Annotated in this window: 20 protein-coding genes; 15 read left to right on the forward strand and 5 right to left on the reverse strand. The window is 33.7% G+C overall.

Annotated features, from left to right (window positions below; all coding sequences use genetic code 11):
• The first annotated feature begins 127 nt into the window (after positions 1-127).
• The 9 genes from IEV85_RS11935 (at position 128) to IEV85_RS11975 (ending at position 12,350) form a co-directional block, all read left to right on the forward strand.
• Positions 128-1,273: a glycosyltransferase gene (locus tag IEV85_RS11935; protein WP_188463585.1), complete on the forward strand. Its 1,146-nt coding sequence runs from the start codon at positions 128-130 to the stop codon at positions 1,271-1,273.
• A 224-nt stretch (positions 1,274-1,497) separates the two neighbouring features.
• A complete protein-coding gene (locus IEV85_RS11940) occupies positions 1,498-2,733 on the forward strand; it encodes a hypothetical protein (RefSeq protein ID WP_188463587.1) in 1,236 nt (411 codons plus the stop codon).
• Positions 2,711-3,838, forward strand: a complete 1,128-nt coding sequence (locus IEV85_RS11945) for a glycosyltransferase family 4 protein (RefSeq protein ID WP_188463589.1) — start codon at positions 2,711-2,713, stop codon at positions 3,836-3,838. The genes IEV85_RS11940 and IEV85_RS11945 overlap by 23 nt, the downstream gene beginning before the upstream one ends.
• Positions 3,835-4,881 (forward strand): CapA family protein, encoded by a 1,047-nt coding sequence (locus IEV85_RS11950; RefSeq protein ID WP_188463591.1) that lies wholly within the window; start codon positions 3,835-3,837, stop codon positions 4,879-4,881. The genes IEV85_RS11945 and IEV85_RS11950 overlap by 4 nt, the downstream gene beginning before the upstream one ends.
• Positions 4,882-4,908: 27 nt before the next feature.
• The gene (locus IEV85_RS11955; RefSeq protein ID WP_188463593.1) at positions 4,909-6,252 is read left to right on the forward strand and encodes a phenylacetate--CoA ligase family protein; all 1,344 of its coding nucleotides are present in this window, start codon (positions 4,909-4,911) and stop codon (positions 6,250-6,252) included.
• A gap of 5 nt (positions 6,253-6,257) precedes the next feature.
• On the forward strand, positions 6,258-8,372 hold the full coding sequence (locus IEV85_RS11960; protein WP_188463595.1) for a bi-domain-containing oxidoreductase: 2,115 nt from the start codon (positions 6,258-6,260) through the stop codon (positions 8,370-8,372).
• A complete protein-coding gene (locus IEV85_RS11965) occupies positions 8,365-9,957 on the forward strand; it encodes an alginate lyase family protein (protein WP_188463597.1) in 1,593 nt (530 codons plus the stop codon). The genes IEV85_RS11960 and IEV85_RS11965 overlap by 8 nt, the downstream gene beginning before the upstream one ends.
• Positions 9,958-11,169 (forward strand): glycosyltransferase family 4 protein, encoded by a 1,212-nt coding sequence (locus IEV85_RS11970; RefSeq protein ID WP_188463599.1) that lies wholly within the window; start codon positions 9,958-9,960, stop codon positions 11,167-11,169.
• A gap of 191 nt (positions 11,170-11,360) precedes the next feature.
• Positions 11,361-12,350, forward strand: coding sequence for an MraY family glycosyltransferase (locus tag IEV85_RS11975; RefSeq protein ID WP_229712580.1), 990 nt, complete (start codon positions 11,361-11,363; stop codon positions 12,348-12,350).
• 54 nt (positions 12,351-12,404) lie between these two features.
• Here the strand turns inward: IEV85_RS11975 and cysQ are convergent, their stop codons facing one another.
• Positions 12,405-13,172: a 3'(2'),5'-bisphosphate nucleotidase CysQ gene (cysQ, locus tag IEV85_RS11980; RefSeq protein ID WP_188463603.1), complete on the reverse strand. Its 768-nt coding sequence runs from the start codon at positions 13,170-13,172 to the stop codon at positions 12,405-12,407.
• A gap of 172 nt (positions 13,173-13,344) precedes the next feature.
• Between cysQ and cysC the strand changes: the two genes are divergently transcribed.
• From cysC to IEV85_RS12010, 6 genes are all read left to right on the forward strand, one after another.
• Complete coding sequence (gene cysC / locus IEV85_RS11985; protein ID WP_188463605.1) at positions 13,345-13,935, forward strand: adenylyl-sulfate kinase; 591 nt, start codon at positions 13,345-13,347, stop codon at positions 13,933-13,935.
• 1 nt (position 13,936) lies between these two features.
• Complete coding sequence (gene cysD / locus IEV85_RS11990) at positions 13,937-14,842, forward strand: sulfate adenylyltransferase subunit CysD (RefSeq protein ID WP_188463607.1); 906 nt, start codon at positions 13,937-13,939, stop codon at positions 14,840-14,842.
• Between the two features lie 83 nt (positions 14,843-14,925).
• Entirely contained in the window at positions 14,926-16,218 is a 1,293-nt protein-coding gene (gene cysN / locus IEV85_RS11995) for a sulfate adenylyltransferase subunit CysN (RefSeq protein ID WP_188463609.1), read from the forward strand.
• Positions 16,219-16,363: 145 nt separating this feature from the next.
• The gene (gene pheS / locus IEV85_RS12000) at positions 16,364-17,389 is read left to right on the forward strand and encodes a phenylalanine--tRNA ligase subunit alpha (protein ID WP_188463611.1); all 1,026 of its coding nucleotides are present in this window, start codon (positions 16,364-16,366) and stop codon (positions 17,387-17,389) included.
• A gap of 54 nt (positions 17,390-17,443) precedes the next feature.
• Positions 17,444-18,301, forward strand: coding sequence for a 3-hydroxyacyl-CoA dehydrogenase NAD-binding domain-containing protein (locus tag IEV85_RS12005; protein WP_188463613.1), 858 nt, complete (start codon positions 17,444-17,446; stop codon positions 18,299-18,301).
• On the forward strand, positions 18,288-18,740 hold the full coding sequence (locus IEV85_RS12010; RefSeq protein WP_188463615.1) for a Rieske (2Fe-2S) protein: 453 nt from the start codon (positions 18,288-18,290) through the stop codon (positions 18,738-18,740). Before IEV85_RS12005 ends, IEV85_RS12010 begins: the two co-directional genes overlap by 14 nt.
• A 23-nt stretch (positions 18,741-18,763) precedes the next feature.
• Here the strand turns inward: IEV85_RS12010 and IEV85_RS12015 are convergent, their stop codons facing one another.
• From IEV85_RS12015 to IEV85_RS12030, 4 genes are read right to left on the reverse strand one after another with little or no spacing between them, the layout of a single operon-like run.
• On the reverse strand, positions 18,764-19,738 hold the full coding sequence (locus tag IEV85_RS12015; protein ID WP_188463617.1) for an AAA family ATPase: 975 nt from the start codon (positions 19,736-19,738) through the stop codon (positions 18,764-18,766).
• Between the two features lie 2 nt (positions 19,739-19,740).
• Positions 19,741-21,072 carry a peptidylprolyl isomerase gene (locus IEV85_RS12020; RefSeq protein ID WP_188463911.1) on the reverse strand — a complete coding sequence of 444 codons (1,332 nt, stop codon included), beginning with the start codon at positions 21,070-21,072 and terminating at the stop codon, positions 19,741-19,743.
• 4 nt (positions 21,073-21,076) lie between these two features.
• Positions 21,077-21,964, reverse strand: coding sequence for a peptidylprolyl isomerase (locus IEV85_RS12025; RefSeq protein ID WP_229712581.1), 888 nt, complete (start codon positions 21,962-21,964; stop codon positions 21,077-21,079).
• Positions 21,945-24,107: a peptidylprolyl isomerase gene (locus IEV85_RS12030; protein WP_188463618.1), complete on the reverse strand. Its 2,163-nt coding sequence runs from the start codon at positions 24,105-24,107 to the stop codon at positions 21,945-21,947. Before IEV85_RS12030 ends, IEV85_RS12025 begins: the two co-directional genes overlap by 20 nt.
• Positions 24,108-24,177 lie beyond the last annotated feature (70 nt).

The following is a 24,177-nucleotide window of genomic DNA, read 5'->3' on the forward strand; positions in this document are numbered from 1 at the left end:
TATTTATGATAACAGAGGAACTAATTTACATAGCGTTTTCAATATATGCTAGGTTTGATAAATGGTAAATTAGGCTGTAAAACATATTTAACTTTAAGGGCTTTATTTAAAAGAATAAGTGAAAGAAATGAGTGAAAATAAATTTAAGCTATTATTAATATCAGATTCAATAATACCTCATAATAGTGCTAACTCGGTACACGTTATGAAAATGGCTAGCGCTTTTGCTGAAAATAAATTGTCAACAGTTTTATTTGCAAAAAAGAATCAAAAGATTGAGTCACATAATGATTTGTACGATGTATACAATGTGAAGGAGAATTTTACTCTTAAGCTTACAAATAAGCTTAATAAACTACATAGTAGATTTATAAGTTTATTTGTATTTCCATCTCAGATTCTATTTGACTATGAGAGGAAATCCGTGATGATATATAGTTTAAATGTGTATTCAGCATATATTCTTTCATTGTTTGGTTATAATGTCATTTATGAAAGCCATTCTATGATAAAAAATAGAATTTATAATTTCTTTGAAAAGAGTCTTTTTAAAAATGATTCCTGTAAAAAAATTGTTGCAATATCTAACTCTTTAAAAACTGACTTGATAAAAAAATATAAACTTCATCATGATAAAATAGTTGTACTTCCAGATGCAGCCGATTCTGTAGAGTTAGACGAAGTTCCTCCATTTTCTCTGAAAGGCGATTCCGGAAAAATTAATATAGGTTATGTTGGTAGTTTGCACTCAGGAAAGGGAATAGAACTTATATCTGAAATTGCTTTAAAGATAAATACTATAAACTTTCATATCGTAGGGGGAAATGAAAACCAAATTGATACATGGCAAAAAAAGCATTCTGAGGATAATAATATTTTTTTTTATGGACATCAATCCCAAAAAGTTATTCCTTCTTTTTTGAAGTCTTTTGATGCTGTTTTATTGCCTAATCAAAGAAGTGTATTTGGTGCTGATGGTAAGGAAGATATAGGTAAATATACCTCACCTATGAAGTTATTTGAATACATGTCTTCTAAAAAGGTGATTTTTGCTTCAGATTTGCCTATTTTAAGGGAGGTATTAAGTGAGGAAAATTCGATTTTAATTAACCCAGATATGGTTGATGAATGGGTTGAACAGTTAAAAAAATTTAATGAATCCCCTGATTCATATAAATCATTAGCAGAGAAAGCACATAAATTATTTCTTAGAAATTACACTTATAATTCAAGAGCATTTAAAATAAATAATGTTATACGGTCTGTTATGTGAGAACTTTTTTTAATTAAAATAATGCCTTATAAATTTACTAAGGGCGTATAACGTTTTTAGAAAAAGACTTGCAATATGAATTTTTTCTATGAAATAGGTACGGTGTCAATTAAAGAAAGAGGAAGAGAATTGCGTTAAATGCTCCAAGAAATTCTGCCTTAATTATTACTGGGCTTTCTTTAAAAACTCAAATAAACTGATTAAAAGTACAATATTTTGACATAATGCTTCGTAAAATTATTTTTCTTGTCACTACTTTTTTTTTAATCATAGGGTTAAAATTAAAAGACCCTATTTCTATCGATTTAAATATTGCTATCCCATTTTTATTTACAATAACATATGGGTTAATCTATGTTGTAAATAATAGGTTTAGTATATCAAAAATCTTATTAATTCTTATCAGTTTTTCAATTCCAATTATAATTTCTTTTTGTATATCTCTGACTTTAAATTCATCAGATTCAGTTGATATAATAAATTTTGCAATTAAATTAATCCTATTCTCAATCTTTGCATTTTTTATTTCAAAACTTTACTTAAAATATTATTCAAGTGAGATATTATTATTACATATTAATTATTCAATCGTCTTACATGCTATTATAATAATTGTTTTTTTTCTTTCTCCAGACCTAAGAAATCTTTTTTATGAGTTCAGTGACGTAAACGATTTAATGTTGACACAAATTGGGGAATTTAGAATTGCGGGGTTTTCTGGTGGTGGTGGTGCGTTATTAAGTGTTCTTCAGTCATCTGGTATAATTTTGTCAGGCTATTTGCTTGTAAAAAAACAAATCTCTTTTGCTTATTTCTTAATCTCCAATATTTTACTAATCGTTTCAATTTTACTTACCGGCAGAACAGGGATTTATGTTTTAGTAATTTTTTTCCCCATCCTATATATTGTTTTACATAAATTCAGGTTTAAAATAAATGGAGCGATACTTAAAAGAGTTTTCGCTTTTATAATTATATTATTTTTTGTTGGTATATTGTCATTATTTTTAATTCCTGCGGAATACTATGATTTTTTCATGGAAACTTCCATTACTCGGTTTCTAAATACATTCCAATCGAAAAGGAACACATTCCATATTATATTTGAAATGTATTTTTTGCCAGATTTAGATAGAATTCAATACCTTTTTGGCACATCTTACTTTGGTAGGCATCCTGATCACTTGCTTGAATCAGATATAGGCTACATAAGAGTCTTTTATGGTGCGGGTATTATCGGAATGTTATCTATATATCTTCCATACATTTATATGCTCTACTTAGGTTTTAAATATGGTTTTTCTAAATTTAATATTCCTTCCTATCAATTACTATTCATCTTTACATCGATGATTTTAATATTGGAGTTGAAGGAATCATTCATTTTTGCCAGGCATTTATTGCCGTTAAATTTATTATTACTATTTATCTGTTCTCATGAAAAAAAAGTTATTAATTAACGCTTTAGCGGCTCAAGATGGTGGCGGAATAACCTATTTGACTAATATTTTACCTCTATTTGACAAAGAAAAGAATCTAGAAATCATATTACTTCTTAATTCAGGAAACAAGGATAAAATAGAGAAGATACATTTAAAAAACATACAAAAAATATATATTCCAAAAACTAATAATATTTGGTATCGAATATTTTGGGAATTTTTTAACATGGAAACATTAATAAACAGTAATAGAGTCACCCACTACTATTGCCCAGGCGGAATAATGGTCCCATTTAAAATAGGCAATGTTACTACTATAGTAGCTTTTAGAAATATGCTTCCTTTCTACAAGGAAGTTTTTAAACACTATAATTTTAAAGAAAGATTAAGATTACAATTACTTAAAAAATTGAGTTTACTCTCTTTTAAAGGTGCAGATAAAGTTGTTTTTATTTCCAGCCATGCCAAACAAGTGATTGAGAAATATATTCCAAGTATAGATGCTAAATCCGAAACCATTTATCATGGAAAAAATGATTTATTCAACCCACACAAAATTCCAAAATCTGAAGAAATTCCTGATTTATTAATAGAGCCTTACATAATTTACGTTTCAACAATTACTGTTTATAAACATCAACATGAATTAATTGAAGCATATTATCAATTAGTTCAAATTGGTGTTAAGGTAAAGAGAATTTTATTGGTAGGTTCTGTTGGGAGTGAATATGGAGATAAATTATTAAATAAAATCAAGGAATTGAAACTGGAAAACCAAATAGTTTATGTTGGGAAAATTGAATATGAAAAACTTCCTAAATACTACCAGAATGCTGATTCAGTAATTTATGCCTCATCATGTGAAAATTGTCCTAATATTTTGATAGAATCTATGTCTATGGGTAAAATCATTTATTCATCAAATTGTTATCCAATGCCAGAATTTGGAGGAGATTCTTTAATTTATTTTAATCCAAAATCAGTTAAAGAATTTAAAGATATCATTTTACAAGAATCAAATAGGGTTCATAATGGCGAGTTAAATGAAAATACCATAAAAACAGCCAGCCAATTTGATTGGAAGAATACATATCATCAAACTCTTAAATTTATAATGAAATGATTTTTGTTGGAGACATAGCACTGCCTGATTCAGCTTCGATTGATTATACTGAAGCACGCGAGGTTTTTGGCGGAAAATCTATTGTGGGTAATCTAGAGGGCAGTTTGACAAAATTCAGTTCTACTAGGGAGCACCATGTCTTTAATAGCCTGAATTCTATTGAGAAATTGTGCAGTGATTTTAATTTTAAAGCTTTCTCGATAGCAAATAACCATATCTTAGATGTAAATGATATCTCGAATACTTTCGCCAATATTCAGCATCTTGATTTAAAGCTTTTTGGAGCAGGAGAGAATTTATTTAAAGCTCAGCGTTCAATTTTTTTAGAGGAAGATGGAAGTAGAATATATTTTTTAGGGTTTGGATGGGAAGCGAATAGTTGTAAACCTTCTTCAGAGGATAAACAAGGTGTAAATCCTTACAGGAGAGATAATGTCTTATACTGTTTGGATGTGCTAAAGCAAAGCATCACCAAAGATGATAAAATTGTAATTTATTTTCATTGGAACTATGAATTGGAAATTTACCCCCAACCATTTGATAGGGAGTTCTCAAGAGAATTAATTCAAAAAGGTGTGGATGTGATTTTAGGATCACATGCTCACAGATGTCAAGGGATAGAATATTATAATAATAAACCAATCATTTATGGTCTTGGTAACTGGTTATTTCCTCAGGAGATTTTTTGGGATAATAAATTAAAATTTCCTGATTTCACCCTTACTCAAATGGCAGTCGAGATAGACTTTAATGATTTGAGCAATTTAGAAATTCATTGGTTTGAGTTAGATCGAAAAAAATCTAAATTAAATTATATCAGGTCGGAAAAATTTAGTGGGTCTGAAAAAATACAGGAACTAACTCCTTTTTCAGGTATTTCAAATAAACAATATACTAAATGGTTTTCTCAAAATCGATTTCAGAAAAAACTTTTACCAATATTTAAATATAAGGATTCAACATTAACAGTAAAGTTAAAACTTCTTTGGATATCTTTGCGACATTGTACAATTGTACTATTGTTAAAACTTGGTCTTAAGTGAGAATATCAATAAACATTTTTTTGGAATATGGTTGAAAAAATCTACTTGCAATCCCCCTATTTGTTTAAATTATTTCTAATAAATATAAAAGGTTTTTTTATTAATAAAAGAAGATACAATAAGGCTTTCAGAAGTATTTATGTTAAGAGTAAAGAAAGACTAAAATGGGATGAAGAAAAGATAAATGATTTTAAATTAAAATTATTAAATAGGAGGCTAGTTGAGGCAAAAAACAATTCAGTTTATTACTCTGAACTAATTCCGGAGAATTTCAGGATAAAATCATTTGATCAATTATCTAATTTCCCAATTCAGACGAAGGTATTTATAAAGGAGAACTTAAATGCGGTAATTTCAGATACCCGATCAGTTCCTTACATAACTTCGAATACAAGTGGAACCACCGGATCTGGGTTAGTCTTCCCAGAAAGTCTGAGGAGCGAAAAGGAAAAATGGGCAATCTGGTGGAGATACCGTGAATTACATGGGATAACCCAGAAAGAATGGTGTGGCTACTTTGGAGGTAAAGTAATATTACCAACCAATAAATCGTACAAGAAACCTTTTCTAAAAGTTCACACAACTAAACAGCTAATGTTCAGTATGTATCATCTTAACCATAATACAGTTGATAGTTATGTAAAATCAATAAATGAGAATAGTATAAGATGGCTACACGGTTATCCCAGTACTCTGAGTTATTTCGCAGCTCTTATTATTGAAAAAAAACTTGCTTTCAAACATAAAGTTCAGTGGATAACTACGGGGGCTGAGAATTTACTTTTGAGCCAAAAGAAACTTATAAAGAAAGCTTTTGGAATAAATCCAATTGAACATTACGGGTTAAGCGAGCCCGTAGCTAACATATTCCAATGTATAAAGGGTCACTTGCATGTAGATGAAGACTACTCTCATGTTGAACTAATTCATTCTTTTGAAAACTATTATAAGATTGTTGGGACATCTATTTTTAATGAATGTTTACAATTTTTGAGATATGACACCAATGATTTAGTAGAATTCTATGAGCAGGATAAATGCGACTGTGGATATCATGGTAGAGTTGTAAGAAATATCGAGGGAAGGCGAGAAGATTTTTTAACTTTGAAGAATGGAACAAAAATTGGTAGATTAGATCATATTTTTAAGGATTTAGTCAACATAAAAGAAGCTCAAATATACCAGCATTCCAACTATAACATAGACTTTAGGATTGTAAAATCTGAAAACTTTAGCGAACAAGATAAGATTGAGCTTAACAGTAAAATCACGAAATTTTTACCTACTGCCAATTTTAAAATTGTGTTTAAAAACAAAATTGAAAGAACATCAGCCGGTAAAGTTAAATTTGTCATTTCTGAAATAAAGTAATTTAAATGAAACAAATCATACAAAACCTCAAGTCAGGTGAAACAATATTAGAGGAAGTTCCAATGCCTCAAGTAAAATCAGGTAGTGTTTTAATAAGGTCAACTAAAAGTTTAATATCTGCAGGTACTGAAAAGATGCTTGTAGAGTTTGGAAAGGCTAATTTTATTGATAAAGCCAGGCAGCAGCCTGATAAAGTGAAACAAGTTTTGGATAAAATGAAAACTGATGGCGTTATGCCAACTGTTGAGGCTGTATTCAATAAATTAGGACAACCCTTACCTTTAGGTTATTGTAATGTTGGTATTGTTGAGGCTGTTGGTAAAGGCGTTGATGATTTTCAAGTAGGAGACAGAGTTATTTCTAACGGAAATCATGCGGAATTTGTAAATATTCCTAAAAATCTTGTTGCCAAAATCCCTGATAATGTTTCAGATCAAGAGGCTGCTTTTACAGTAATTGGTGCTATAGGTTTACAAGGTATAAGATTATGTAATCCGACTTTTGGAGAGACGATTGTCGTTACAGGCCTAGGTCTAATAGGATTAATCACCGCTGAACTTTTGCAAGCGAATGGATGTAATGTGATCGGTTTAGATTATGACGAGCAAAAGGTTGAAATAGCAAAAAGTAAAGGAATTAATGCAGTAAACCTCAGCGATGGTACAGACCCAGTGCGGTTCGTGAACAATGCTACTTCTCAAATTGGTGCTGATGGGGTCATTATTACTGCCTCAAATAAATCGAATGATATCATTTCTCAGGCGGCCCAAATGTCCAGAAAAAGAGGAAGGGTTATTTTAATAGGAGTAATTGGTTTAGACATAAGTAGAGCAGATTTTTATGAGAAGGAATTAACCTTCCAGGTTTCTTGTAGTTATGGTCCAGGAAGATATGATGAAGACTATGAACAGAAGGGAGTTGATTATCCTCTGCCTTACGTTAGATGGACAGAAAAAAGAAATTTTGAGGCTATACTAAAGGCATTGTCTAATAAAACATTAGATGTCACACCTTTAATTAGTGAAGAAATTGCTTTAGAAGATGTTGTTAAAATCTATGAAAAGATTTCAACATCAAAATCTATCGCAACTATTATTAAGTACAGTGATAATGCCAGTATAAGTCGCAGCATTAAAATATCAGACGCCAATTTTCAAAAAGGTAACGGTAATATCGGTATTATTGGTGCGGGTAATTTTACATCTTCAACAATATTGCCTTCATTAAAAAAGTGCAATGCGAAAGTTAAATCAATTGCAAGTTCTGGTGGCCTGTCTGGAACTATCCTGGCAAAGAAGTTTGATATTGGTGAATCTACTACTGATTATCAGGAGATTTTAAATGACGAAACAGTCGATAGTGTCATTGTTACCACGAGACATAATTTACATGCATCTATGGTAATCGAATCTTTGAAAAAAGGGAAGCATGTCTTCGTTGAAAAACCTTTGGCTTTAAATAATGAAGAACTGAGCCAAATTATAGAAGAGCAGAGAATTTCTTCAAAGAATATTATGGTCGGCTATAATAGACGCTTCTCTCCACATACTGAAGCTATTAAGAAAGCTATTGGTAATAATTCTGGCCCCATAAACATAAATGCCACAATGAATGCCGGATTTATCCCTCAAGATGTATGGGTTCAAGATATGGAAGTTGGAGGTGGTCGTATTATTGGTGAAGCATGCCATTATATCGATTTATTGATTTACCTAACTACATCAAAAGTGACAAAAGTCTGTATGAACAGTTTAGGCACGAATGCTAGTGAAAATACCGACAATACAAGTATTCTATTAAAATTTGAAAACGGTTCTAATGCGGTGATTAATTACTTTGCTAATGGAAGTAAATCTTATTCTAAGGAAAGAATAGAAGTATATTCTAATGAAAGAACTGCAATACTGGATAACTTTAGAAGGACAAACTTCTACGGATTCAAATCATCAAATCTTAATACAAGATTGGATAAGGGGCATAAAAAGCAATTTGAATTATACAATAAGTTTTTGGTTAAAGGGGGCCAACCTTTGATTAGTTTAGAAGAGATAATTAACTCAACTAAAGCTTCATTTGCTTGTATTGAAAGTTTAAAAACTAACAGCTGGGTAAATGTTTAAAAGACTCCTTAGAATCTATCATACTTTAAAATATTTGAAGCCCGTGCAATTTTATTTTCGCGGGTTTTATTTTTTAAGAAATAAAATATTTGGAAATAACTTAAAATTTGTTTCCTACCCAATAGATAAAAAGTCTGACCTGCCTTTATTAGAATTTCCCAAAAGCCGAGTTTCATATAAAAACATAGCAGATTTTGAGTTTTTGAATTTTTCTAAGAAATTTAAATCGTTCAGAAATATAGATTGGAACTATTTTGAATTTGGTAAACTTTGGTGCTACAACCTTAATTATTTTGACTTCTTGCTACAACAAGATTTGTCAAAAGAAGAAGGCTTAAAACTTATCAATGACTACATATCTAAAGCAGAAGTCCTTAAAGATGGACTAGAGCCTTACCCTATATCCTTGAGAAATATTAATTGGATAAAATTCTTAACAATTCATCACATTAGTAATAAAAAGATTGATTCTTTTATCTATTCATGTTACCTCCATTTACTAAAGAACTTAGAGTATCATTTATTGGGAAACCATTTACTTGAAAATGCCTTTTCAATATTCATGGGGTCAATTTATTTTAATGATGAAAAGCTGTATGAGAGAGCAAAAAGAAATTTAAAAACCGAATTGACAGAACAAATTTTAGATGATGGTGCTCATTTTGAGTTGTCTCCAATGTATCATCATATTCTATTAGAGCGATTATTAGATTCTATAAATTTTGCAAAATCTTCGACCGAATTCGAAGATCAAACATTCTTAGATTTTCTATCAAAAAAAGCTGAAGTAATGCTCAGCTGGATGGAGAAAATGAAAATGAGCAATGGCGATATGCCTCTTTTAAATGATTCAGGTCTTGAAATTGCTAAATCTGCCGATGCATTAATTGAATATGCCCAGAGCATAGGAGTAACTGCATCTGAAAATACAATATTAAAGTCTAGTGGATATAGAAAATATAAAAGTCCAAATTGGGAATTAATTACTGATGCTGGAAAGCCAGGGCCTGAGTATATACCAGGACATTCGCATGCCGACATAGGTAATTTTATATTGTATAATAATAATAAACCATTTATAATAGATCCAGGCATTTCGACTTATGAAAAAAATGGAAGAAGAAATTTAGAAAGATCAACTGAATTCCACAATACTGTAGTAGTAGATGCTAAAAATCAATCGGATGTTTGGGGAGGTTTTAGATTAGGTAAACGAGCAGAAGTAAAAATTCTAAAGGAGTCAGGTAGCTATTTGAAATTATCTCATAATGGCTACAAATCAATTTGTGGTGATCACATAAGAGAGTTTCAGTTTTCTGACACTCTTATCACAATTCAAGACGTATTATCGATAGGAAGTCGTAATTGCAGTGCCATAGCATATTTCCATTTGTCAAAGAGTATAAAAATTGTAGATAAAGGAACTGACGAAATCTCTTTTGATAATGGTGTTATAATGAAGTTTGCAAATGCTATTTCAATTGATGTTGAAAAATATAATTGTCCTGATGGCTTTAATAGTTATATTACATGTGATAAATTAGCAGTTCATTTTAATAAATCACTTGAGACCCAAATTTTTTAGATGAAAATCCTATTCCTTACAGATAATTTCCCGCCGGAAGTAAATGCTCCTGCTACAAGAACCTTTGAGCATTGTAAGGAGTGGATAAAAGAAGGAGTAGAGGTTACTGTTATAACTTGCAACCCTAATTTTCCACAGGGTAAAGTTTATGATGGATACAAAAATAGATTTCTCCCACAAAAAGAAGTAGTAGAAGGGATTAATGTTATTAGAGTATGGTCCTATATTACTAAGAATGAAGGATTCTTTAAAAGAACAATAGATTATATCAGTTATTCATTGTCAGCATTTATAGTAGGCTTATTTGAAAAAACAGATTTAATAGTGGCTACCTCTCCCCAATTCTTTACAGCAATCTCGGGTTTTTGGTTAGCATTCTTTAAAAGAAAAAAATGGATTTTCGAACTTCGTGACCTTTGGCCTGATTCGATTCGCTCTGTTACTTCTATGAGCAACCAGTGGATACTCAACCTTCTAGAAAAGATAGAGTTAAGACTTTATAAAAATGCTAATTTAATTATAGCTGTAACTGATGCTTTTAAAAGTAATCTTATTAATAGAGGTATAGATGCTGAAAAAATAGTTGTGGTTACAAATGGCTGTAACTTAGAATTATTTGACCCCCAAGTGGATGCTTCCGAACTTAGAAACAAGTTAAATTTGAATGATAAAATTGTAGTTTCTTACATAGGAACTCATGGACTAGCTCATGATTTAGAGCTGTATGTATCAAATCTTGATAAAATCGAAAATAGCAAGGTGGAATTTCTATTTATTGGAGATGGAGCCAACAAAAAACTATTAGTTCAGAAAGCAGAAGAATTGAATTTAAAAAATGTTCAATTTTTAGACCCGGTGCCTAAAACTGAGATAGTAAAATACTGGGCTTTAGCAGATTTTGCACTGATCCCCCTAAAAAGGGATGATACTTTTAAAACAGTGATCCCATCAAAAATATTTGAGGCTGCAGCCATGGGAAAGCCTATATTGCTGGGAGTTGATGGTCAGGCCCGGGAAATAATGGAAGAGCACGATGCTGGCCTGTATTTTGAACCAGGAAATTTTGATGATTTTAGTTTGAAGCTTAATAGGTTAATCGATAATTTAGAATTAAAAGATCAAATCAAAAATAATTGTTCATATCTCGCCAAAGCCTATGATCGTAAAAATTTGGCTAAACAAATGTTGAAAGAATTAAAAGAGTTGCTTTGAATTTAGTTTTAAAAGGTCTTTTTAGAAAATTAGCTAATTCCCTAAAACCCTCTAAATTTGCAATCATTAATAAATGACTGAGTTATCAAACTTAAAAAATGCCCCAAACCCTAGCTAGTCTTATAACATCCTTTATTCTTACGTTTTTGTTGACGCCATTAGTGATTGGCTTCTTCAAAAAGAAGAATATCATGGATATACCAGGCGGTAGAAAAATTCACACTGACAATACCCCAAGCATGGGTGGGATAGCTATCTTTTTGGGTGTTATCCTTGCTATCCTGATCTGGATGCCTCTAAGAGGATTGGGAACTTTTAAATTTTTCTTTGGAGCCATTGCTATTATGTTTGTAGTAGGCCTAAGGGATGACTTGGTGCCAGTAAGGCCTTCTGTAAAGTTAGCGGCTCAATTGCTATCCTCGTGCATGGTGGTTTTTTTGATGGATGTAAGATTGAGAGCACTTTACGATATCTTTACTGTAAGTGAAATACCATATGGGCTCAGCGTATTGATTACGTTATTTACATTTATTGTTATCACTAATTCTTATAATCTTATTGATGGTTTAGATGGGCTGGCCAGCAGCATTGGAATCATTGCATTCTTTGTATTTGGAATCTTCTTCTTTTTGGTAGGCCAGATCTATTTTGCCATGATCTGCTTTGGCTTTATTGGGGCTTTAATCGCGTTTCTGAATTTTAATTGGGAGCCCTCAAGAATCTTTATGGGTGATACAGGAGCTTTATTAATCGGGTTTGTACTTTCTGTAGTTTCTATAAAATTTATTGATTTTAATTATTTCTTACCCGAAGAAACACCATTTAAACTACATTCCTCTGTAGGAGTGGCAGTGGCAATTATAATTATTCCGTTATTTGATACTTTAAGAGTATTTATTTCCAGGGCTATGAAGAAAAGATCGCCTTTTTCTCCGGATAAAACCCATATCCACCACATGCTGATGAGGTTGGGTTATAGTCATGCCCAAACTACTTTGATAATGATTGTGCTGAACCTGGTGATAATCGGCATTGCTTTAGCGTTAGATTTTTTGGGAGATAATCTGCTTGTTCCGATTGTTATTGGTATTTGTGTAATCCTTAGCGTAAGCTTGGATACCTTAGTGAAATCTTCAATTGCCAGAAAGAAAAGAGAGATCAAAAAGTTTCGAAGAGATTAAGTAGTAAGAGCATTTCCAGGTATCAATTTTTGGAAATGCTCGATGCGAATCATATCAAAACCCTAAGCACAAGAAACTCCCGTTCAACAAGTTTTCCTTATTGTAATTAAACCTTTCCTCTTCCTTATCACCTTTGAATACTTTTCCTCCGGCAGCTTCTAAAACCGCCTGACCAGCACCAGTATCCCATTCCATAGTAGGTCCGTGTCGATAATAAATATCTGCTTTACCTTCTGCCACCATACAAAATTTTAAAGAGCTTCCTTTGGAAATATTATCTGTCACATCATATTTAGCTAATAAAGTATCTTCTTCAGGTGAAGCGTGTGAAGCACTCCTCACAGCGATTCTATTAGCTTGCTTATGGTTCACTTTTAGTTGAGTTTCTTTTGAACCCTCTACTTTGTAAGCCCCCAATTCACTTCCATAATAGTATGTTTCAGTGGCAGGAACATAGATCATTCCAAGCAAAGGATAGCCTTCTTTTATAAGGGCAATATTCACAGTGAACTGTCCATTTCTTTTTATAAATTCTTTAGTTCCGTCTAAGGGATCCACTAACCAAAAGGTATCCCAGCTTTTTCTTTCACTATAGCCAATATGTTTGCCTTCCTCGGATAAAATAGGATATTTGACAGCCAGTGATTCCAAACCTTTCTTTATTACATCATCCGCAGCTTTGTCTGCTAAAGTAAGCGGGCTATCATCTGCTTTATGGTCTACTACAGTACTTAAATCAGCATCATTGTAAATATGCATAATAGCATCTCCAGCATCTTTAGCTATATTTTTAAGTTCAATCAGTAATTCTTGGGTATTCATAATTTTATTTTTTTCAAATTTCAGACAATAAAAAAAAAGGTGAGGTTTTAAGGCAATTTATAGAGATTAATCACTGCCTAATTTCATTTCTTTCTTTCTGTGCCTTAAAATTACATGACATTATTTGATATTAATAGTAATAGTCTATTAACTTTGTAGGAAATAAAATAATTTGAATAATATATATCCAATTTTCGACACTGTCCTTACCAGAAATGATAAGGAAAAGCTGCTAAAACAGAAGGGCTTAGTAGTATGGATGGTAGGGCTGTCAGGTTCTGGCAAGAGTACCTTGGCTACAGCTTTGGAAAATTCTTTACATGCCAGAGGTAATTTAACTCAACTGTTGGATGGGGATAATTTAAGAGTTGGTATTAATAATAACCTTACATTTAGTCCTGAAGATAGAAAGGAAAATATCAGGCGTGCTGCTGAAACTGCCAAACTTTTTATGAATGCAGGTTTGGTAACAATTTGTTCTTTTATCAGCCCTACTGAAGAAATCAGAGCAATGGCCAGAGAGATTATTGGTGAAGGTTATGTGGAAGTATATATTGATTGTCCTTTAGAGGTGTGTGAAAGCAGGGATGTTAAAGGTCTTTACGCAAAAGCAAGAAAAGGAGAAATTAAAGAATTTACAGGGATCAGCGCACCTTTTGAAATACCGAAACAGCCTGAAATTAAAATTGATACTGCTAACCAGGAATTGGAGAGCAGCCATCAGCAATTAGTAAATCAGATAATAGAGAGAATAAAATATTAAAATGGGATCATACAACTTATCACATCTTGAACAGCTGGAATCAGAAGCTATTTACATTTTTAGAGAAGTAGCAGCACAATTCGAAAAACCGGTGATTTTATTCTCCGGTGGAAAAGATTCTATCACAATGGTACACCTGGCACAAAAAGCTTTTTGGCCTGCTAAGATACCTTTCCCATTACTTCATATTGATACTGGACATAATTTTCCTGAAGCAATAGAATTCAGAGATAATCTGGCGAAGAAATACAATGTGAAATTAGATGTAGGTCTGGTTCAGGATTCTATAGATAGGGGAACTGCAAAAGAGGAAAAGGGACTTAATCCTAGCAGAAATACTTTACAATCAATTACGCTACTCGAAAAGCTGGAGGAAGGCAAATATGACGCTGCCTTTGGTGGGGGACGAAGAGATGAAGAAAAGGCCAGAGCAAAAGAAAGATTTTTCTCCCATAGAGATGACTTTGGACAGTGGGATCCTAAAAATCAGAGGTCTGAACTTTGGAACCTATATAATGGAATGAAAGCGCCAGGGGAGTCATTTAGAATCTTCCCCATCAGTAATTGGACAGAAATGGATGTTTGGCAGTATATTAAAAAGGAGAAAATTGAATTGCCTAGCATATATTTCTCACATGAAAGAAATGTAGTCAACAGAAATGGAGTATTAATTGCTGAATCTCCTTACAATACTTTACTGGAAGGTGAAAAGTACGAAAAGCAAATTATCAGATACAGAACGCTGGGATGTATGACAATTACCGGAGCTGTAAATTCTGACGCTGATACCCTTGATAAAATTATTGAGGAAGTAGCTGCGGCCAGGCAAACAGAACGTGGTAATAGGGCTGACGATAAAAGGTCTGAAGCTGCAATGGAAGACAGAAAGAGACAGGGATATTTCTAAACATACATTTAACCTCAATCTCCCTCACAGTGCTAGTAAATAAAATTTTAAAACCTGGGAGTTAACCTCTAGAATTTCAAAAAATGGAAGAAGTAAAAGATATTAATAATACTGCAACTGCAGGCTATCTCGACATGGATTTATTACGCTTTTCAACCGCTGGAAGCGTAGATGATGGTAAAAGTACATTGATTGGACGGTTGATGTATGATACAAAATCTATCTTTCAGGATCAGATGGACGCAATGGAGGAATCCAGCAGAAACCGGGGAGATGAACATGTAAACCTTGCTTTGTTAACGGATGGATTAAAAGCAGAAAGAGAGCAGGGGATTACTATTGATGTGGCCTACCGTTATTTCGCTACTCCAAAAAGAAAATTTATTATAGCAGATACTCCAGGACACATCCAGTATACCCGAAATATGGTTACCGGTGCTTCTACAGCTAATCTTGCTATTATTTTGATAGATGCCAGAAAAGGAGTGATTGAGCAGACTAAACGCCATTCTTTTATAGCTTCTTTGTTGCAAATCAAACACATAGTAGTTTGTATTAATAAAATGGATTTGGTTGACTATTCTGAAGAAGTCTTTAACCAGATTCAAAAAGACTTTCTCAGTTTTGATGCTAAACTTGAAATTCCTGACATTCGATTTATCCCTATTTCAGCATTGAATGGAGACAATGTTGTAGATAAATCGACTAATATGGACTGGTACAAAGGTCCATCTCTCCTTTGGACTTTAGAGAATGTACAAGTTGCCTCTGATAGAAACTTTATTGATAGCAGAATGCCTGTTCAGTGGGTAATTAGACCACAGTCAGATAAATATCATGACTTTAGAGGCTATGCCGGTTTGATTAGTGGAGGCATATTTAGAAAAGGGGAGGAGGTAACAGTTTTGCCTTCCGGATTTACTTCTAAAATTAAGTCCATTTCAACCATGGATGGTGAATTAAAAGAGGCATTCCCTCCAATGTCTGTCACTATTCAATTGGAAGACGAAATAGATATTAGCCGAGGTGATATGCTGGCTAAGCCCAATAACCAGCCCACTGTAGGTCAGGATATAGAGTTAATGGTTTGCTGGTTAAATATAAATCCGCTTAAGTTGGGCGGTAAATATTTAATTAAGCATACTACTAATGAGGCAAAGTGCATTATAAAGGATGTGAAATACAAAGTGAATGTAAATACACTGGAAAAGAATGAGGAAGATAAGAGCATTTCTGCCAATGATATAGGCAGGATTACCATAAAAACTGCACGTCCATTATTATATGATTCTTACAGGAAAAACAGGAATACTGGTTCATTGATTATTATTGATGAGTTTACTCATGAGACAGTGGGTGCTGGTATGATTATTTAATTTTCTATAAATCTATTGAAAGCCTGGGGAGTAAATCTTCAGGCTTTTTGTTTTTGTAGGGGAAAAGGTAATATGCAATTTATTAATCCCACTAAATACTTTAACTTTGTTATTTATAATAAAGAATTATTCATTCATAATATAAATGGCGGATAAAATACAAGAGCTGAGCGAGGAAATCAAACAGTTTACTGCAGCAAATCAGGAAGAACTGGAGGCATATCGCATTAAATTCATAAGCCGAAAGAGCGTGCTGGGCGACTTATTTAGTGAGATGAAAAATGTAGCACCCGAAAACAGGAAGGCATATGGTCAGGCTGTTAATGAGGTGAAACAATTGGCGGAAGAGAAATTCCGGGCTTTAATTGAAGAGTTGGAAAATGGTAGTGAAAGTTCAGCTTCAAAGGCTCCCATTGATCTCTCTCTGCCTCCGGTTGTTAATTTAGGTACAGTTCATCCTCTTACTATCATCCACAATAGAATAGTAGAGATATTTCAGAAAATAGGGTTTAATGTAGCTGATGGACCTGAAATAGAAGATGATTTCCATAACTTTACTGCTTTAAATTTCCCTGAGAATCATCCCGCACGGGAAATGCAAGATACATTCTTCATAGAAAGCAACCCGGATATTGCTTTAAGAACGCATACTTCTTCTATTCAAATAAGGGTGATGGAAAACCAGAAGCCACCCTTCAGAACGCTGGCTCCGGGACGAGTATTTAGAAATGAAGCGATTTCTGCCAGAGCACATTGTTTTTTTCATCAGGTAGAAGGCTTTTTTGTTGATAAGAATGTTGGCCTGGTTGATTTAAAACAAACTTTATATTACTTCGCTAAGGAGCTTTTCGGTCAGGATACTCAAGTGCGTTTCAGACCTTCCTACTTTCCTTTTACCGAGCCAAGTGCTGAAATGGATATTTCTTGCAATATCTGCAAAGGTAAAGGCTGTAATGTATGCAAATATACAGGCTGGGTAGAGATTTTAGGTTCAGGAATGATTGATCCTAACGTATTGGAAAATTGTGGTATCGATTCTGAAGAATACACAGGATTTGCGTTTGGAATGGGGATTGAAAGAATCGCTATGTTAAAGTTTCAGGTGAACGATTTACGCTTGTATTCTGAAAATGATGTGAGGTTTCTTAACCAGTTTAAGAACATCAGTTAAAAATTACTTTCCAAGACAAGTTGTATGATGTAGTAAATCATAAAATATATTAATATGAAATTAGAGAATATTCAATCAATTGCAGTAATAGGGGCAGGCACTATGGGGGCCGGGATAGCTCAGGTAGCAGCAATGTCAGGTTATAGTACTTTTCTATTTGATATTAATGAGCAGGCTTTACTTAAGTCTAAGGAGATTATTTCAAAAAACTTAGAAAAAGGAATTGAGAAAGGGAAGGTATCTGAACAACAAAAAGAAGAGTGCCTTTCCAAAATTACTTTTGTCTCAGATTTATTAAAGCTTAAGGCAGATGTGATTATAGAGGCAGTAATAGAGAAATTGCAAGTTAAAATAGACTTGTTCTCAAAATTGGAAGAAATAAACTCTGAAAGTACCATTTTTGCTACAAATACTTCTTCTATTCCAATCACCCAAATAGGTGCTGGTTTGAGGTTCCCCAATAGGTTAGTGGGCATGCATTTCTTTAATCCGGCTCATATTATGAAGCTGGTAGAAGTTATTTCAGGAGTAGCTACAGATCAAAATGTGGCTGTAACTATTAAACAGCTGGCAGAAAAGCTGGGTAAAAAAGCAGTGATGGCAAAAGATTCACCTGGCTTTATCGTTAATAGAGTGGCAAGGCACTTCTATGTAGAAAGTTTAAAAATTGCTGAAGAAGGAGTGGCAGATTTTGAAGCGATTGACAAATTAGTAGAAAGTTCGGGATTTAAAATGGGGCCTTTTAGGTTAATGGACTTGATAGGAGTGGATACTAATTTCTCCGTCACTACCTCCATGTTTGAATCATTTCACTATGATCCAAAATTTAGGCCAAGCCGGATTCAACAACAGAAAGTAGATGCAGGCCATCATGGTAAAAAAACCGGAAAGGGATTTTATGAGTATAAATAGAAGTATTTTAGCAGTTGTGATTTTATCGTTTTTCTGTTTCACATCATGTAAAGAAGAAAATTCTGAGGCTTTCATTGATGAGCTACCGCTTACCCCACCATTTGAAGTTTTTTTGAATTTAAGCCTTATTAGTAATCAAACGCTACAAACAGAAAATCACTTGTACTTAGATGATGTGGGCCTAAAAGGTGTAGTAGTAATTAAGAGAGGAGAAAGCGATTATGCGGCTTTTGAGAGAAATTGCCCCCACGAGCCTGAAAGAGATTGTGCTATTGTATCACATGTTAACCTTGGCCCTACTGGCTCCTACCTAGAGTGCGGTTGTGGAGAATCTTTCTACAATGATAAAGGCTTCCCCACCAGTGGCCCATCTCCTCGTAAATTAAGAGAATACAGAACTCAGTTGTCAGGGAATAACCTTATAGTTTCTGATAATTAAAGCTATTAAAAAACTTGTGACAACTATTTTTCCTTGCTTAGCTCAGTAATTATTTCTTCAATAGAAATACCTTCAGCATCGGCTTTAAAATTCTTCACCAGCCTGTGTCTTAAAATTGGAACAGCGATAGCTTTTACATCCTCGATATCTGGCGAGTATTTTCCATTTAGTAATGCATGGCATTTAGCTCCTTTGATTAAGAACTGAGAAGCTCTTGGACCTGCACCCCATTCAATATAATTGTTAGTTAAACCTGAGGCCATTTCTGTATTTGGACGGGTGCTATGAACTAATCTTACGGCATACTCCACTACGTTATCAGGCACAGGAACTTTCTCCACCAATGCCTGGAATGCAAGAATTTCTTCTGCTGTGAGTACAGGATTAATTATTTGATCCGATTGTGAGGCAGCATTTTTAACTATGTTAATCTCGTCCTGATAAGTTGGATAACCTAAAGTAATATTAAACATAAACCTGTCGAGCTGAGCTTCCGGTAAAGGGTAAGTACCTTCTTGTTCTATTGGATTTTGTGTAGCTAGTACAAAAAATGGGTTCGGAAGTTCATACGTTTGGCCTGCCACAGTTACATTTTTCTCCTGCATGGCTTCTAACAATGCAGCCTGCGTTTTAGGAGGCGTTCTGTTGATTTCATCTGCCAGAATAATGTTGTTAAAGATAGCTCCTTTAATGAATTTGAAATTCCTGTCCTTGTCAAGAGTTTCTGCGCCTAAAATATCAGAAGGCATTAAGTCCGGGGTGAACTGTATCCTGTTAAATTTGAGGCTCATTGCAGAAGCTACTGTTTTTATGAGCAAGGTTTTAGCAAGGCCGGGAACCCCAATAAGGAGGCTATGGCCATGGCAGAATAAAGAGCTTATCACAAGCTTTACTACTTCATCTTGCCCTACAATTACCTTATTAATTTCTTTTCTTAACTCCTCGTATTTTTTGTGCAAAGCATCAGCCGCTTCAACTTCATTTTTGAATTTCTCCATACTTATTTTTTAAGAATATTGCAGCTATCATATTTTTCGTCTATTGTAACGAAAACTTCAGATTGCGATTCTTCAAACCATTTATTAAGGATTTCACTTCTTTTTCTATTGAGAGCAGCTTTTTGAATACGCTGGTAGTCCAACCTGATATCTGCCTGATGTGGCCTCAATCTGTCCTTATAGAAAAGTATTCTAACAGCCTGGGAGCCATCTTGTTTAGTAAAAGTAAGTGGTTTCGTGATGCTACCAAGTTTCATAGTATCAATTGTGAAAAATACATTAGGATCAAGATCCTCAACTGAAATTTTTGTGCTTCCAGACTGCCCATCAAGAAAATAACCTCCACTGGAAGAAGTATTCATGTCATCAGAATATTCTTTAGCTGCTTTTTCAAATTTTATACTGTCATTCAAAATATTAGTACGCAGGCTGTCAAGGAAGTTTCTGGCTATTTGAAGATCAGCTTCTCTAAAAGTTGGTCGGATAAGAATATGCCTCGTATTAAATTCATTCCCTCTTCTCTCGATCAATTGAATCAAGTGAAAGCCGAAATCTGTTTCCACAGGTTTAGATATTTCTCCGGGCTTTAAGCGTAAAGCGGTAGCTTCATATTCAGGAGCAAGTTCGCCTCTTTGAAAAAAACCAATATTACCACCAGTTTTTCTGGCACCTGGTTCTTGTGAATACAATCTTGCTACCTCTTCAAAATCTTCACCTTCTAAAATCCTTTCTCTGAGGCCTTCTAATCTCGCTTTTACACTATTTTTAGCTTCTTTACTCATTACAGGATTGCGGACAATCTGCCCAACCTGAACCTGAGTGGAATAATAAGGTAAACTATCCTTTGGTATATTTCTGAAAAACTCCTGTACTTCTTTTGGTGTTACTTCAATGTCCTGAGTAATGGTTCTTTGCATTTCACTCATTACTAGCTGCTCCTTAATATCATCACGGATTTCAACTTTAAATTCCTCCAAAGTTTTACCGTAGTATTCTTCAATTTTTTCCTCAGAACCAATTTGATTTACCATCATTTTCATTCTGTTCTCTAATTGTGCATCAACTTGCTGGTCACTAACTACCACAGAATCTATTTCTGCCTTGGCCAGCATTAATTTGTTTACAATAAGCCCTTCAAGTACTGTGCATACAGAAGACTCATTGGCATTATTCCCTCTCGAAAGGTAATCTTTGTAGGCTAATTCTAAATCAGACTCAAGGATTATAAAATTATCTACTTTGCCAATTATTTGGTCCGCTACCTGAGCCTGTTGTGAATAGGCAGCAGGTAATTGTGCTAAGCAAATAATTATTAATGCACTTATTAATTTCATTCTGTTAATTATAAATTTCATATTTGTTCGCCTGCTGTGCTTTTTCAAACACATCTTCCTCTAGTTGATTGGCAATAGCCACTTTTCTTTTATTTAAGATAATTTGGTTGATATCATTCCTGACAAATTCAAGTGGAGATATTTGATCAGAGATTTTATATTCCTTAATTTTTAGGATGTAAAGGTATTTGTCATCTTCCTCTTCCACATAATTATTCGTTTTCAGAAACTGCACTTTATTGGTGACACTCACAAAAGGAGTATTTCTAATCACTTCATCAAAATTAATCCAAACTGAATCTTCAAGAAAATATGTTTCTGCATAACGAAAGCAGTATGATTTTAGCTCATTCATATCACTTTCTTTAGTAGAAGTCACCAGACTTTTAAGTCGCTTAATTTTTGGAGCGTTTTTAGCAATCTTAATAAAATGTCCTCTTATGATATTCTGCTTCAGTTCAAAGTTACTTTTATTCTCTTCATAATACTTTTGAATTTCTGACTCACTAATTGAGGTATCCAACTTTTGATCAACATAATATTTCTTGTATTCATGTACCATAAGGGCATACTTATAATCAAGAACTTTTCTGTCGATAGAAGCCACATCAAAGTTTATTTTTTCGGACGCTTCATTAATAAGCAACTGCTTTTTAACCCAGGAATTTACATACCTGTTCATAATATTGGCACTGTCCGCGCTGGAAGTCTCCTTGGATACTATACCTTTTAAGTCCTCCAGGTAAAGGATGGAATTTTTAACCCTTGCTATCGGTGTTTTCTCTTCCTCTTTTTCATCCGAAGAATATTGCTTTAGGTTAATATAGTCGCAGCTTCCTAATATAATCAGGAGGCATAATAAAAAAGATGATTTATAAATTTTGTTCCTCAACTTCACTTTTTAATTGATCTAATAATTCCTGATTAATAGTAACTTGGTTTTCCTGCTTTAATTGTTCTATCCATTTGTTTTCCAAATAATTTTGATAGTCGGTGATTAGTTCAGGTTTAGATTCTTCAAAAGATTTTAATCTGACAGAAACTTTTTCTTTCACAAATATTAATTGAAGATCTCCATTATTATTAAATGATTGAGAGAACCCCGTTTTTGATGGTATTTTCATACCGTAAAGCTTTTCTTCTTCACTAAATTCTCCGCTTTTTACAGCCTTCAAACCGTCATACACCTTAAGAAGTTCTTCTGTTGCTCTCCCCAAGAAATGCAAATATATTTTATTTTCACCGGAATTGATAGGATTCAGCAATTCCATCTGATTAATAGTGGTTTTTAATGTTGTGTATAGCTGTAGGGAGTCAGCTTTTTTCATCATCACTGGTCTTTCAACCTGTACAAAAATTGTGTCAGAATATTTTTTCAGTGAATCTAATGCTTTAGTTATTGAAGCCTTATTGGTGTAAAGAATTGGCTCAGATAAACTATAGAAGTTATTTTGGATTGGATTTTTAAATCGGTCAATTTGTGATGTGTCATTAAATATAAAAATATCTGCAACTACAGCTGCTTCTCTTTTATATGCCTCCTTATTCTCATTATAAAACTGCTTCAGACCTATTGTATCTGAACTTACCTTATCCCAAACCTTTCTGCTCATAATTTCAAATAGAAGTAAGCCATCACGGTACTCATTCGCCAACATTCTATACTCAGGATATTTTTCAGGCAGATGATCGTCTTCGTAAGCCAAAAGTTTATTTTTTTCAAATTCCTGTAATGCATCTTTAACTTTTCCTTTCTTTGAGCTCTCGGCAAGCCATTGCCTTACCTTATAGTCTTCATCAGCAATAGAGAAAAGAACTTCCTCTTTATTGATAGCTGTAAGAGCACTGTCAGACATAAGGTTGGTAGTATTTAATTGTTTATAAATCACTTCATTTCTTCGGAATTTATTTTCTTTTTTCAGCGTGTCAAGGATTTGAGATATTTTTAATTCCGATCTTTGATCTCTTTGAATTCTTCTTTCCAGGCTTTCCCTCATACTCTCCAAACTTCCTACTCCCCTTTTTTCTTCTAATTTTAAAATATGCCAACCATACGGGCTCTGTACTGGTTCTGAAATTTCATTAGGCTGAGATAGATCAAAAGCTACTTTTTCCAGACTTGCAGGAAGGTTTCCTGCACCAAACCAGGGTAAGCTGCCACCCTGATTTTTAGTATTCAGATCCTCTGAATATTGGGATGCCAAAGAGAACCATTCACCGCCATTTTTTAGAGAGTCATACACTGTGAAAATTTTCTCTTCGACTGCAGAGCTATCCTGTTGATTTGCATTCTGAGGGTAGCGTAACATGATGTGGGCCAGCTTTATCCTACCGAGTGTTTCTCTTCTTTCGTTAACTTTTACAATATGATAGCCGAATTTTGTTCTTACTATGTCTGATACTTCTCCTTCAGGAGTATTGTAGGCCGCTGATTCAAAAGGATAAACCATTTGAAATGCAGTAAACCAGCCTAATTCACCATTATTGGCCTTAGCAGAAGGATCTTCAGAATATTGAAAAGCAAGTTCAGAGAATTCTTTGCCTTCAGCATGCTTCTGCTTGATATCTTTTATTTTTAGATAGGCTTTTAAGGTATCTTCCGGTTGGGCATCTTCACTTACCTTTATAAGTATGTGAGAGGCATTTATTTCTTCCTGTAACCTCTTAAATGTTTCTTCAATTAAGTTTTCAGTGACCTGTTCCGTTGCTAAGTAAGGCTTTTTAATATCCTCCAGGTAGCCCTTCAATTCTCTTTGGTAGGATGGAAGCGTGTCAAGGCCTGCTTTTTTAGCAGCTTCAACTTTTAATTTAAAATTGACATATAGCTCAAGATAGTCTTCAATGGCTTCGGTCTCACCTTTATTCTTATTGCTTTTTTCGTAAGCATACATAAACTCATCAGGGTATACTTTTGTTTCGTTAATAGAAAAGAGTGGTGGCTTTACTTCCGGCTTCACAGCTTTTTTGCCTGACTGAGAGCTTTTGCAGGAAACAAGTAATATAGGGAAGACTAAAAATAATATTATATAGCGCATATAAATCCTGTTATATTTCAAGCAGCAATTTATACAAACAGTTTAATTTGAGAAAGTTATTGAGAGAAGC

The organism is Marivirga lumbricoides (assembly GCF_014636295.1).
Classification (GTDB): Bacteria; Bacteroidota; Bacteroidia; order Cytophagales; family Cyclobacteriaceae; genus Marivirga; species Marivirga lumbricoides.

Bases quoted from the DNA above. Each gene is read 5' to 3' on its own strand.
- pheS (WP_188463611.1), top strand. From the start codon at position 16,364: ATGGCGGATAAAATACAAGAGCTGAGCGAGGAAATCAAACAGTTTACT.
- IEV85_RS11960 (WP_188463595.1), top strand. From the start codon at position 6,258: ATGAAACAAATCATACAAAACCTCAAGTCAGGTGAAACAATATTAGAG.
- IEV85_RS12015 (WP_188463617.1), bottom strand. From the start codon at position 19,738: ATGGAGAAATTCAAAAATGAAGTTGAAGCGGCTGATGCTTTGCACAAA.
- IEV85_RS11965 (WP_188463597.1), top strand. From the start codon at position 8,365: ATGTTTAAAAGACTCCTTAGAATCTATCATACTTTAAAATATTTGAAG.
- cysD (WP_188463607.1), top strand. From the start codon at position 13,937: ATGGGATCATACAACTTATCACATCTTGAACAGCTGGAATCAGAAGCT.
- cysN (WP_188463609.1), top strand. From the start codon at position 14,926: ATGGAAGAAGTAAAAGATATTAATAATACTGCAACTGCAGGCTATCTC.
- IEV85_RS12010 (WP_188463615.1), top strand. From the start codon at position 18,288: ATGAGTATAAATAGAAGTATTTTAGCAGTTGTGATTTTATCGTTTTTC.
- IEV85_RS11935 (WP_188463585.1), top strand. From the start codon at position 128: ATGAGTGAAAATAAATTTAAGCTATTATTAATATCAGATTCAATAATA.
- IEV85_RS11955 (WP_188463593.1), top strand. From the start codon at position 4,909: ATGGTTGAAAAAATCTACTTGCAATCCCCCTATTTGTTTAAATTATTT.
- IEV85_RS11945 (WP_188463589.1), top strand. From the start codon at position 2,711: ATGAAAAAAAAGTTATTAATTAACGCTTTAGCGGCTCAAGATGGTGGC.
- IEV85_RS11940 (WP_188463587.1), top strand. From the start codon at position 1,498: ATGCTTCGTAAAATTATTTTTCTTGTCACTACTTTTTTTTTAATCATA.
- IEV85_RS12005 (WP_188463613.1), top strand. From the start codon at position 17,444: ATGAAATTAGAGAATATTCAATCAATTGCAGTAATAGGGGCAGGCACT.
- IEV85_RS12030 (WP_188463618.1), bottom strand. From the start codon at position 24,107: ATGCGCTATATAATATTATTTTTAGTCTTCCCTATATTACTTGTTTCC.
- IEV85_RS11975 (WP_229712580.1), top strand. From the start codon at position 11,361: ATGGATATACCAGGCGGTAGAAAAATTCACACTGACAATACCCCAAGC.
- IEV85_RS11970 (WP_188463599.1), top strand. From the start codon at position 9,958: ATGAAAATCCTATTCCTTACAGATAATTTCCCGCCGGAAGTAAATGCT.
- cysQ (WP_188463603.1), bottom strand. From the start codon at position 13,172: ATGAATACCCAAGAATTACTGATTGAACTTAAAAATATAGCTAAAGAT.
- IEV85_RS11950 (WP_188463591.1), top strand. From the start codon at position 3,835: ATGATTTTTGTTGGAGACATAGCACTGCCTGATTCAGCTTCGATTGAT.
- IEV85_RS12020 (WP_188463911.1), bottom strand. From the start codon at position 21,072: ATGAAATTAATAAGTGCATTAATAATTATTTGCTTAGCACAATTACCT.